This is a genomic window from Nocardia wallacei (genome assembly GCF_029869545.1).
Classification (GTDB): domain Bacteria; phylum Actinomycetota; class Actinomycetes; order Mycobacteriales; family Mycobacteriaceae; genus Nocardia; species Nocardia wallacei_A.
Genome location: NZ_JARWQD010000320.1, coordinates 73132 through 85863 on the forward strand (window position 1 = coordinate 73132; position 12732 = coordinate 85863).

7 protein-coding genes are annotated in these 12732 nt (G+C 69.7%); 5 read left to right on the plus strand and 2 right to left on the minus strand.

The genetic code is table 11. The annotated features are described in order from the left end of the window. Positions 1–25: 25 nt before the first annotated feature. From QH290_RS29485 to QH290_RS29500, 4 genes are all read left to right on the plus strand, one after another. Positions 26–1261: a cytochrome P450 family protein gene (locus tag QH290_RS29485; RefSeq protein ID WP_425301783.1), complete on the plus strand. Its 1236-nt coding sequence runs from the start codon at positions 26–28 to the stop codon at positions 1259–1261. After that, entirely contained in the window at positions 1258–2487 is a 1230-nt protein-coding gene (locus QH290_RS29490) for a cytochrome P450 family protein (RefSeq protein WP_280386427.1), read from the plus strand. The genes QH290_RS29485 and QH290_RS29490 overlap by 4 nt, the downstream gene beginning before the upstream one ends. 53 nt (positions 2488–2540) lie before the next feature. After that, positions 2541–3758, plus strand: coding sequence for an AI-2E family transporter (locus tag QH290_RS29495; RefSeq protein WP_280386429.1), 1218 nt, complete (start codon positions 2541–2543; stop codon positions 3756–3758). 84 nt (positions 3759–3842) lie between these two features. Further along, the gene (locus tag QH290_RS29500; protein ID WP_280386431.1) at positions 3843–4907 is read left to right on the plus strand and encodes a cobalamin-independent methionine synthase II family protein; all 1065 of its coding nucleotides are present in this window, start codon (positions 3843–3845) and stop codon (positions 4905–4907) included. 49 nt (positions 4908–4956) lie between these two features. Here the strand turns inward: QH290_RS29500 and QH290_RS29505 are convergent, their stop codons facing one another. Together QH290_RS29505 and QH290_RS29510 are read right to left on the minus strand one after the other, a co-directional pair. Next, complete coding sequence (locus QH290_RS29505) at positions 4957–6174, minus strand: cytochrome P450 family protein (RefSeq protein ID WP_280267164.1); 1218 nt, start codon at positions 6172–6174, stop codon at positions 4957–4959. Between the two features lie 318 nt (positions 6175–6492). Continuing rightward, complete coding sequence (locus QH290_RS29510) at positions 6493–8676, minus strand: MMPL family transporter (RefSeq protein ID WP_280386434.1); 2184 nt, start codon at positions 8674–8676, stop codon at positions 6493–6495. Positions 8677–9032: 356 nt separating this feature from the next. Between QH290_RS29510 and QH290_RS29515 the strand changes: the two genes are divergently transcribed. Next, on the plus strand, positions 9033–12732 hold a 3700-nt coding region (locus tag QH290_RS29515; protein WP_280386436.1), incomplete at its 3' end, for a type I polyketide synthase.

A 12732-nucleotide genomic window follows, 5' to 3' on the forward strand; every position in this document is an offset into this window, starting at 1 on the left:
CTGCCCCGCGCGCCCCGAATCCCGGATGGTCCCGCTGAGCGGCCCGCGCTTCCACACCGATCCGCAGCAGCTCTACGCCGAGATGCGCCGCGAGCACGGGCCGGTGGTCGCGGTGGAGCTGCCCGGCGGCTTCCCGGCCTGGCTGGTCATCGGTTACCGCGAACTGCATCAGGTGACCAGCGATCCGGAACTGTTCCCGCGCGATGTCGCCCTGTGGAATCAGTGGCCGAAGATTCCCGACGACTGGCCGCTGCTGCCGATGGTGGGGCGGCCCATGCCGTCGATCTACTTCACCGCGGGCGCCGAGCACCGCCGCCACGTGGCCATGGTGGAACCGGCGCTGGAGTCGGTGGATCCGTTCGAGCTGCGGCATACCTGCGAGGATCTGGCCGATCGGCTGGTCGATGCGTTCTGCGGTCGCGGCGAGGCCGATCTGATGGCCGAATTCGCCGAGCCGCTACCGGTTCTCGCGCTCGCGGCCATTCTCGGCTTCCCCGACGAGGAGGCGCCGGAGCTGGCGTGGGTGATGAAGAAGCTGGCCGACGGCGGCGCCGATGCGCAGGCGGCGTTCCAGCGCTTCAACGAGCTGATGCGGCGCATGGTGGCGAGCAAGAAGGCGGCGCTCGCGAAGGGGCTCCCGGCCGCGGATCTGGTGTCGGCGATGCTGCGGCATCCGCAGCCGTTCACCGATGAGGAGTACGCACTCGACCTGCAGGCCGTCCTCGCGGCCGGACATCTCCCCACCGCCGACTGGCTGGTGAACTCGCTGCGGCTGATGCTCACCGACGAGCGCTTCGCGGCGGCCTTCGGCGGCGGCCGGCGCAGCGTCGGGCAGGCCATGAACGAGGCGCTGTGGGAGGACACCCCCACGCAGATCCTGGCCGGGCGCTGGGCCGCGCGCGATGCGCGCCTGGCGGACAAGGTGATTCGCGCGGGCGATCTGCTGCTGCTGGGCCTGGCGGCGGCCAACGCGGATCCGCATGTGCGCCAGCACCTCTCCGATGCCGCCGAACCGGCGCACACCGGCAACAGCGCGCACTTCGCCTTCAGCCACGGCGAGTATCGCTGTCCGTACCCGGCCCAGCAGATCGCGGAGATCATCGCGCGCACCGGGATCGAGGTGCTGCTGGACCGGCTGCCCGATATCGACCTGTCGGTACCCGCCGCGAATCTGGTCCGGCGACCCTCGCCGTTCCTGCGCGGAATGACCTCTCTCCCAGTTCAATTCACACCCGTTCGGGCGGTCGGAGGTATCCGGTGAAACCACAGTGCCCACTCGTCGTCGACCCGATGATCGGCAATCTGGCCGGGGAGACAGCGCATTTGCGCGACAGCGGCCCGATCACGCGGATCGAACTGCTCGGGGTGCCCGCCTGGACGGTCACCGATCACGCCGTCGCGCGCCGGTTGCTCGTCGACCCGCGACTGGTCAAGGATCTGGGCGCCTGGTCGCTGTGGACCTCCGGGACCGTGACCCGGCAGTGGCCGCTGATCGGGATGATCGATGCGGGCCGGTCCATGTTCACCGTCGACGGCGCCGAACATCGGCGATTACGGATCAAGACCACCCAGGCGCTGACCCCGCGGCGGCTGGATGCGTTGCGGCCCATGATCGAACGGTTCACCGCGGAACTGCTCGACGACCTCGACGCGGCCGGGGACGGGACCGTGGATCTGAAGGCGGTGTTCGCCTATCCGCTGCCGATGCGGGTGATCAGCGAGCTGATGGGGGTGCCCCGCTCCGACCACCCGATGCTGCTCGAGTCCTACAAGAAGTTCTTCTCCGTGCTGACCCCGCAGGACGAGCGCCTGCGGGTGATCGCGGATCTGGACGTGTACTACCGCGACATGGTGCGCGAGAAGACGGCCCGGCTGCGTGCCGGTTCCCCCTCCGACGATCTCACCACCGCCCTCATCCAGGCCGACGAGGGCGGCGAGCCGCTCACCGAGGAAGAGGTGACCGGCAATCTGAAGGCACTGGTCGCGGCCGGGCACGAGACCACCGTCAGCCTCATCCTGTGCGCGGTGCGCGCGCTGCTGACCCATCCGGAGCAGTTCGACCGGGTGCGCCGCGGCGAGATCGAGTGGAAGCAGGTGATCGAGGAGACCCTGCGCTGGGACGGTCCGGTGATCCACCTGCTGATGCGGTTCGCCACCGAGGACATCAGCGTGGGCGACACCGTGATCGAGAAGGGTGAGGGGGTCGTGATGTCGTACCGGGCCATCGGCCGCGACACCGCGGTGCACGGCGCCGACGCCGACGAATTCGACCTCACCCGCCCGACGTCGGGCCGCAACATCTCCTTCGGCTACGGTCCGCACGTCTGCCCCGGCGCCGCCCTGGCCCGCCTGGAGGCGGCCGTCGCCCTCCCGGCCCTGTTCGCGCGCTTCCCCCGCCTGCGACTGGCGGTTCCGGCGACCGAGATCCGCAACCTCCCGGTCCTCACCCAGAACGACGTGGCGGCCTTCCCGGTGAATTTGAGCTGAGTCACGGTCTGTGCTGCCGTCCGCTACGGGCGATTCATGACAGACTTGCCCGCGTGAGTGGGCTTGCTGATTCTGCTGCCGGTGCGGATGATACGGGGGCGCCGCCGCCTCCGGATCGGGGGACGCTGATCGGGCGGGGCACCCTGTGGCTCGCCAAGTGGGCGGTGTGCATCGTCGCCATCGCGGCGGGTGGGTGGGTGCTGCAGCTGGTGCTCGCGAAGCTGTGGGTGGTGGTGCTGCCGGTGCTGCTTGCGATCGTGGTCGCCACGGTGCTGTGGCCGCCCACGCGGTTTCTGACCCGGCACGGCTTCCCGCCCGCCGCCGCGGCGTCGGTCACCGTGCTCGGCTTCCTCGCCCTGTTCGCCGGGGTGGTGGCGCTGATCGTGCCCTCGGTGGTGGATCAGGCACCGGAGCTGGCCGACCGCTCGACCGACGGTGTGCACAAGGTGCGCGACTGGCTGCAGGGGCCGCCGCTGAATATCGGTGACGAACAACTGAATTCGGGTGTGGACGCGATCGTGTCGCGGCTGCAGTCCAGCTCCGAGCGGATCGCGACCGGGCTGTTCTCCGGCGTCAGCGCGGCGACCTCGGCGATCATCACGATGCTGCTGGTGCTGGTGCTGTCGTTCTTCTTCATCAAGGACGGCCCGAAGTTCCTGCCGTGGCTGCACGCCATGTTCGGCAGCCGCAGCGGGCGGCACTTCGAGGAGGTGCTGAACCGGGTCTGGGGCACCCTCGGCGGGTTCATCCGCACGCAGGCGCTGGTGAGCCTGATCGACGCCGTATTCATCGGTGCGGGGCTGTTCATCCTGCACGTGCCGCTGGCGCTGGTGCTGGCGGTGATCACCTTCATCGGTGGCTTCATTCCGATGGTCGGCGCGTTCGTGGCGGGGGCACTGGCGGTGCTCGTCGCGCTCGTCGCCAACGGCGTCACCACGGCGCTGATCGTGCTCGGCATCATCATCGCGGTGCAGCAGCTGGAAGGCAATGTGCTGCAACCGGTGCTGCAGAGCCGCAGCATGAAGTTGCACGCGGTCGTGGTGCTGCTCGCGGTCACGGCGGGCGGGTCGCTGTACGGGATCGTCGGGGCGTTCCTCGCGGTGCCCGTCGCGGCGGTGGGCGCGGTGGTGTTCCGGTACGTGGGTGAGCAGATGGATGTCATCGCCACGCCGACCGCCGAGGCGGACGAGCCCTCGGCCGCGGGCACAGCCGACGAGGCGGTGGGGGACGACGAGGCAGTGCGGGACGCGGGCAACACGAGGGCCGAGTAGGCCGCCGGCAACGGCCGGGTGAATAATGCACTGGCGCAATTCATTCCGCGACGAGGTCGAGTGCGCCGGGCTTACACTCGCGACGTGAGCATTCCCACAGAACCCATCGGCAGCATTCCGCGGCCCGCTGATCTGCTGGCGGCCATGACATCACACGGCGCGGGCGAGGTGGACGACGCCGCGCTCGCCCAGGTTCAGCAGCGCGCGGTGGCCGACACCGTCGCGGCCCTGACCGCGCTCGCCTCGCCCGTCGTCACCGACGGCGAACAGTCCAAGCCCAGTTTCGCGACCTACCCGATCGCCGGGCTGCCCGGCTCGGCGCCCGACGGAGTGGCCATCCCGTTCGCGGACGGGCATCAGCGCCAGCTGCCCCGGCTCACCGCCGGGCCGTTCCGCTACCAGGTATACGCCGAGACGTACCTGCGTGCGGCGCAACAGCATTCGAAGGCACCGGTGAAGCAGGCGGTGATCGCGCCGTCCGCGCTGAGCCTGCTGTATCCGGCCGACGGTATCGACGGCTACAGCCGCGAGCAGTTCCTTTCCGATCTGGCCGACGAGGCCGAGCGGGATATCCGCGGCTGCCTCGACGCGGGCGCGCATACGGTGCAGCTGGACTTCACCGAGGGTCGGCTGTCGCTGAAGCTGGACCCCAGCGGAGGAGTGCTCGACAGCTTCATCGCGTTGAACAACTCTGTGCTGGAACGCTTCTCGGCCACCGAGCGGGCCCGGATCGGCGTGCACACCTGCCCGGGCGGCGACCAGGACTCCACGCACAGCCTCGATATCGACTACGCGGCACTGCTGCCGAAACTGTTGCAGCTGAAGGCCGGTGTGTTCTACGTGCAGCTGGCGAGCGAGCCGGATCCGGACAAGGTGCTGGCCGTGCTCGCCGAGTACCTGCCGCCCGGCGCGCGCATCTTCGTGGGCGTCACCGACCCCATCGATCCGCGCGTGGAGACCCCGGAGGAGGTCCGCGACCGCGTGCTGAATGCCGCCCGCTACCTCCCCGTCGACCGCCTGGGCACCTGTGACGACTGCGGTTTCGCCCCCTTCGCCGACGATACGTCCACCTCGCGGGAGATCGCCTTCGCCAAGATCCGCTCCCGCATCGCGGGAACCGCTTTGGCCGCAACGGAATTAGGGGTCTGATCGGTGCCCCGTCGTCCCGATCGCCGCGGGACGACGGAGGCCGCTGCGATCAGTGCGTCGGCGGTGCGAGCCGGACCGGGAGCGCGGTGAGCCCGCGGATCAGCAGGCTCTTACGCCACGTCAGGTCGCCGAACTCGCCGTCGAGCGCGATATCCGGGAAGCGGTCCAGCAGCCGGGTGAGGGCGATGGTGGCCTCCATGCGCGCCAGCGCGGCGCCGACGCAGAAATGGATGCCGTGCCCGAAGGCGACGTGCCGGTTGTCCTCGCGGGCGGGCGCGATGCGGTCCGGATCGGTGAACCGCTCCGGGTCGCGGTTGACCGCCGCGAGGGAGATCATGATGAACTCGCCCGCGTCGATGTGCTGGTCGCCCAGCGTGATCGGCGCGGTGGTGTAGCGCGCCGTGGCCAGATGCACCGGGCCCTGGCAGCGCAGCAGCTCCTCGAGGTAGGCGGGGATCTCGTCGGGGTGGGCCCGCAGCCGCGCGGCCGTCGCCGGGTCGCGCAGCAGTTCGAGCACCGCGTTGCCGATCAGGTTCACCGTCGTCTCGTGGCCCGCCGCCAGCAGCAGCAACATCAGCGAGATCAGTTCCTGCTGATCGAGCCGGTCGTCGTCGTCCTTGGCGACGATGAGCTCCGACAGCAGATCGGCGCCGGGACGCTCGCGGCGCGCGGCGATCAGCTCGGTCAGGTAGGAGAAGAACGCGATCCCGGCGGTGGTGCGCTCCTCGATGCTGGCCGAATCGTTGACGATAACGGCTGTCCAGGAACGGAATTCGTCCTTGTCGTCGTCGGGCACGCCGAGCAGCTCGCAGATCACCGCGATCGGCAGCGGGAAGGCGTAGCTGTCGAGCAGATCGGCGGTGTCCCGCTCGCCCATGGCGTCGAGCAGGTCGTCGGCGATCGCGGTGATGCGCGGGCCGAGGTCGCGGATCGCGCGACCGGCGAACGCCGGGGCCACCAGCCGCCGCAGCCGGGTGTGCTGCGGGGGATCGGCGAACAGCATGTTGTCGTTGATCGCGCCGTTGATCATCTCGGCCGCACCGTTTTTCGCGAGGACCGCCTGACCCTCCGGGGATCCGACGTTCTTGCTGATGTTCGGTTCCACGAAGGCCTGCTTGGCCACATCGTGATCCACGACCAGCCAGCCGAGCACGCCGTCGAGCCGGATCCGGTGGATCGGGCCGCGTTGCCGCAGCGTCCGATACACCGCGTGCGGATCCTGATAGAACTCGTCGGTCAGCTCGAGGACCTCGGTCGCGGCCGTCACGGGCGGCTTCCGATCGTCGCGGCGGAGTGGGAGATGTGCACGGGCCTCAGTCCTTTCGATGGTCGAACGGTTCGGCGTACGCCGAGGCAGCTACCGCACGGCGATCGGCGCGCACAGAGATCAGTCCTGCCTCGGTGGAGGGTCGAGCAGTTGTCGATCGGTGTCCGAATCCGGAATGCCTCGCAAAATCGGACTTGCCACGCGTTCGGGGCATTCCCCAATCTCCGCGCACCCGAGGCACTTTCCGCGCGGATTATTACACAGCAACCTCTTGGCGTCCCAAATCGCCTGGTGCCGTGGGATCTCGCGCCGGGGGTCCTACGCGGGTTGCGACGACGGCACGTCCGCCGGTGACTCGGAAGGAGATTCCGGCGGGGTGCGGCGCAGCCAGGCGGGCGCCCACCAGCAGGCGTCGCCGAGCAGCTTCATGGTGGCGGGCACGAGCAGCACCCGCAGCACGGCGGCGTCGATGAGCAGCGCCGCCACCATGCCGACGGCGATGTACTGCATCATCACCAGATCCGAGAGGGCGAACGCGCCGGTGACCACCAGCAGGATGAGCGCGGCGGCCGTGATGATCCTGCCGGTGTGGGCGATGCCGGTGCGGACGGCCTCGGGGGTGGACGCGCCCGCCGCGCGCGCCTCGACGATGCGGGCCAGCAGGAACACCTCGTAATCGGTGGACAGGCCGTAGATCACGGAGACGATCAGCACGAGCACCAGCGACATGATCGGCTGCGGGGTGAAACCCAGCAGCCCGGCGCCGTGCCCCTCGATGAAGATCCAGGTCAGTATGCCGAGCGTGGACCCGAGCCCGAGCAGGTTCAGCGCGGCCGCTTTGAGCGGCAGCACCAGGGAGCCGAAGGTCAGCACCAGCAGCGCGGTGGTGGCGAGGAATACCAGCGCGATCATCAGCGGCATCCGTTTCACGAGCGCGTCGATGCTGTCCTTCTCCACCGCGGGCTGGCCGCCGACCATGACGGTCGTGCCCGCCGGTAACGGCATCGAGCGCAGGTAGCCGATGGTCGCGTCGGCGTCCGCGCCCCCGGCCAGCACGGTGTTGGTGGTGAAGACGTTGGGCTGGGCCGGGCGCTTGAACGGTTCGGGGAACGGCGCCGCCAGGCCGGGGGCCCGATTGGCCTGTGCCAGTACGGCTTCGGTGTCGGAGGAGTCGTAGGTGACGATGACCAGATCGACCGGATCGATCTGGCGCAGCGGGAAGATCTCGTCGAAATGCTGCTGCGCCAGCCGGGCCGGGTGCTCCGGGGGCAGGAACCGCTCGCTGATACTGCCGAACACGATGTGCTGCACCGGCGCGATCAAGAGCAGCAGCACCGCGGTGACCGAGACCGCCACGGCGAGTGGCCGTTTCATCACCCAGCCCGCGATCCGCCCCCAGACATTGTCCCGCGCAGCATCTTTGGGCTTGGACCTGCGGAATCGAGACAATCCCAGCCGGTCGACCCGGCGTCCGAGCACGGCCAGCAGCGCGGGCAGCAGCGTGACCGAGGTGAGGGCGGCCAGCGCGACGGTGACCATGGCGCCGTAGGCGAACGAACGCAGAAAGCCCTGCGGGAACACCAGGATGCCCCCGGCGGCGACCACGACGATGGTGGCCGAGAACAACACGGTGCGGCCCGCGGTCGACACCGATCGCCGCACCGCGGTCGGCACGTCGTTCCCGTCGGCCAGCTCCTCGCGGAAGCGGCTGAGGATGAACAGTCCGTAGTCGATGGCAAGCCCGAGGCCGATCATCGAAACCACCGGGGAGACGAACGAATTCACCTCGGTCACGGTGGTCAGGGCGCGGATGATCCCCCAGGCGCCCAGCACCGTGAGACCGCCGACGATCAGGGGCAGGGCCGCGGCGACGGCGCCACCGAAGAGGAAGAACAACAGCACCGCGACCGCGGGAATGGCGAACAGCTCCATCCGCCGCTGGTCGTGGGTCATGGTGTCGTTCAGCGCGCCCGCGACCGGCTGGCCGCCCGCGACCTCCATATCGATACCCGGGATGGTCAGCGCGTGCGCGACCTTGCGGTAGTTGCGCATCTGCTCGGTCTCGTCGCCGCCGCGGATCCCCAGGGACGCGAAGGCGTGCTTGCGGTCCGGGGAGCCGAACAGCTCCGGCATGACGAATCCGGTCTCCGTCGGCCAGTAGGCACCGTTGACCCGGTCGATCTCGTCCGGGAAACGCTGCGGCAGGCTGTCGAGGCCGTCGACGATCGTGCGGCCGAACGCCGGATCGTCGACGGTCCCGCCCGCGGGCGCGTGGAACAGCAGGATGACATCGCTGCTGTGATCTGCCCCGAAGACCTCGTCCTTCAGCTGTGCCACCCGCACCGACTCCGAGGACGGGTCGTCCCACCCGCTGGAACTGAGCCGGTCGCCGAGGCCGAGCCCGTAGGAGCCGAGTGCGAGCAGGCCGAGCACGGTCACGCCGATCACCGTGAATCGCCGCCGTACCACGGCCTCTGCCCAGTGTGTGAACTCGGCGAACACTCGTCGCCTCCCTAACTGCTGACGCGGACCGGTCGGGAACGGTATCAACCTCACCATCGCCGCCGGGAGAAATACCAGAGGATTCCGAATCAGCACAATGCGAGCGGCGCGCGACTGTGAACTACACGGGATTTCGCTCCGGACCACGCCATTGTCTTGCGCGTTTCGGGCCACTAGGTCCGATCACAGTCGGGGACAGTTCTTTTCGGCAGAGTTTACAAAATGCCGGTAGCACCGTGACGGCCTCGTTATGTGTGGTCCATGCTTGGCCACATCGGCCACCTGCGCAGGGCCTCTATCGAGCGCATCGTCGTGAAGCGCGGCGATCGAAATAACCGGAGCACGGAGGGATGTGCGTGTCGGATATCGCAATTGTGGGTATCGGCTGTCGATTTGCGGGTGGAATCGATTCGCCCGACACGTTCTGGGACTTTGTCGTGGACAAGCGCGACGGCGTCGTCGAGATTCCCGCGGACCGCTGGGATTACCGCCGGTATTACGACCCGGAACCACGCACCCCGGGCCGCATGTACACCAAGCGCGGCGCATTCATGACCGTCGACCCGTGGGAGTTCGACCCGGACTTCTTCGGCATCTCGCCCCGCGAGGCCACGGTGCTGGACCCGCAGCAGCGCCTGATGCTCGAGGTGACGTGGGAGGCGCTCGACGATGCCGGGATCGCGGGCCGGACGGCCGGTGAGTCGGTCGGCGTCTATGTCGGCGGATTCGTGGTGGACCAGTCGGTCATCGGCGTCGTGGGCCCCGCCCTGTTCCACACCGACATGCACACCCCGGCCAGCGCGTCCTACACGATGCTGTCGAACCGAATCGCCTACGCGCTCAACCTGATCGGGCCCGCGCTCACCGTCGACACGGCCTGCTCGTCGTCGCTGGTCGCCTTCCATCTGGCCTGCCAGGCGCTCGACAACGGCGACTGCAGGGTAGCGCTGGCGGGCGGGGTCAACGTGATGCTGCAGCCGGAGACGTTCGTGCTGATGTGCAAGGGCGGATTCCTCGCCACCGACGGCCGCTGCAAGTCCTTCGATGCCGCCGCCGACGGGTACGGGCGCGGCGAGGGCGCGGGCATGGTCGCGCTGAAGAAGCTCGACGACGCGGTGGCCGACGGCGACCGCATCTACTCCGTGGTCAAGGGCACCGGCTCCAACCAGGACGGGCGCACCACCGCGATCACCGTGCCGAATGTCGACTCCCAGGAGTCGCTGGCCCGTTCCGTCTGCACCCGTGCGGGTCTGGCGCCGGACTCGATCACCTACCTCGAGGCGCACGGCACCGGCACGCTGGTCGGTGATCCGGTCGAACTCCGGGCGCTCGGACGGGTTTTCGGCGCGCCGTCCGGGCGTACCGGAACCATCGGCGTCGGTTCGATCAAGGCCACGATCGGCCACACCGAGGCGGCCGCGGGGGTGGCCAGCGTGATCAAGGCCGCGCTGGCGATCCACCACCGCACGGTGCCGCCGCAGGGCTGGCTCGACAAGCCCAATCCGGATATTCCCTTCGACGAACTGGGATTGCACGTCCAGGTCGACGCCGAACCGCTGTCCGCGGACGCGGGCCCGATGACCATCGCGGTCAACGGTTTCGGCTACGGCGGCACCAATGCCCACGCGATCCTGCAGGAGTATCGGGCCGCACCGGTGGCGCCGAACGCCGAGCCCGCGCGGCACCTCGGGATCCTGCCCATCTCCGCGCGCAGCACCGGCGCCGCCCGCGCGCTGGCGGGCCGCTTCGCCGACCTCATCACCGCGGGCGCCGATCCCGAACGCCTGGCCGAGGCGGCGTGGACCCGCATGGCGCACCATCCGTACCGCACCGGTGCGCTCGTCGGCGACACCGACGAACTGATCCGCGAGCTGCGCGACTACGCGGCGGGCGACGGCCGCGACGCGGCCCGCGCCATCATCTCCCGCGGCGCGGAGCCGGTGTTCGTCTTCTCCGGCATGGGCCCGCAGCACTGGCGCATGGGGCGCGAACTGCTGTCCGCCGGAGGCGTTTTCGCCGAGACCGCCGAGCGGATCGACGCGGAGTTCCGCGACATCGCGGGCTGGTCGATCATCGAGGAGCTGCGGCGCGACGAGGACGAGTCGCGGGTCACCCGCACCGAGGTGGCGCAGCCGGCCAACTTCCTGGTGCAGGTGGGTTTGGCGCGCGAGCTGGCCGAATACGGCATCACCCCGGCCGCCATCGTGGGACACAGCGTGGGCGAGGTGTCGGCGGCGTACGTGAGCGGCATGCTGTCGCTGCCGGACGCGGTGCGCGTCGCCTACCATCGGGCCCGGTTGCAGGCCACCACCGCCGGATCGGGCGGCATGCTCGCGGTCGGGCTGACCGCGGACCAGGCGCGCGAACTCGTCGGCGACGATCCGGGCGTGGACATCGCGGCGATCAACAGCGCGAGCGGCGTCACCCTTTCCGGGGATGCCGCGCGCCTGGACGAGATCGCCGAAAAGCTCACCGAGGACGGCACTTTCGCCCGTCGCCTGCGCGTCGAGGTGCCGTATCACAGCAGGCTGATGGATCCGATCCTCGACGATCTGCGCGCCGCGCTGGCCGACCTGTCGCCGAAGATCCCGGAGATACCGCTGTATTCGACCGTCACCGGCGGGCAGGTCAGCGAGGGCGACTGGGACGCCGACTACTGGTGTGCCAACGTGCGGCAGCCGGTGCGGTTCGCCGCGGCGATCACCGAGCTGATCGGTGCGGGCAGCCGGGTGTTCCTGGAACTGGGCCCACATCCGGTGCTGTCGGGCAATATTCGCGAGGCGCTGCTGGGCGCGGACGTGACCGGCACGACCGTGCCGACCCTGGACCGGACCCAGTCCGATACCGACAGCCTGCGCCGCACCCTCATCGGCCTGCACGCCGCGGGCGTCCTCGATCGCGAGCTGCTGTTCCCGGCCGATCGCCCCGCGACCGCCCATGTGCCGCTGCCGCGCTACCCGTGGCAGCGGACCCGATTGCACTCCGCCCTGCCGCTTTTCGAACAGGCGCGGATGGGCACGCCGGGGACCTACGCCATGCTCGGCGACCCGGACGTGGAGGGCCGCCCCGACTGGCTGCTGCAGGTCGGGACCGAACTGCTGCCGTGGCTGGCCGATCACGTGGTCAACGGGATCCGGATCATGCCGGGTGCGGCGTACCTGGACGCCGCGCTGAGCGCGACGGCGACCCGCATCGGCGCGAAACGGGTTGCGCTGGAACAGGTCCGGTTCGTCGCGCCGCTCATCATGGGCGCCCCGGACGTGCCGCTGGTGGCCATGACCGTCGAGGAGGCGAGCGGGCGCTTCCAGATCCGCTCGCGCAGCGCGACCGGTACGGCGTGGACCGTGCACGCGTTCGGGCGGACACTGACCGGCAGCCACGAGCAGACCAAGGCGGCCGTCCCGGCCATCGACGTCGGCCTCGACATCGATCCGGAGATGTTCTACTCCGGCCTGGCCGCGGCCGGGCTGCAGTACGGGCCGTCGTTCCGGCGGGTGCGCAGGGTGCGGGTCGGCAGGGATACCGTGGTGGCGACGGTCGACGGCACGATCGCCGCGGACTCCGGACATCTCGCGCATCCCGCGGTGGTCGACGCCGCGATGCAGAGCGCGGCGCTGCTGTTCGCCGAGGAGCGGATCGACGAGGGCGTCATGGTGCCCGTCGGGGTGGCGGCGGTCCGGCTGCTCGCGGAGCTGCCCGAGGAGATCACCGTGGTCGCCCGCCGCAGCCCGCACGCGCGGCTGCGTGCCGACGTGGACCTGCTCGACGGCGAGCAGAACCTGGTGATGCGCTTGACCGGCCTGCAGATCGGCGCGCTGAAACCCGGTGACGATCCGCTGCATCGGATGGCCGATTTCTACTACCACGAGACGATGGAGGAACGCGAACCGCTCGACCGCGCCGCCCTGGCCGAGGCCGGAACGGCCGCCACGGTGGTCGTCGCGCTCGGATCCGGGGGGCGCGCCCGGGGGCAAGCGGCCCCGCGGCCCGGGGGACCGGTGGTGAGTGGGGGGTTGACCCGGGGGGGGGGGGGTGGCGAACCGGGCGATCCCGACA

Coding starts and splice junctions, on each gene's coding strand:
- QH290_RS29485 (WP_425301783.1), top strand. CDS start 26: ATGGTCCCGCTGAGCGGCCCGCGCTTCCACACCGATCCGCAGCAGCTC.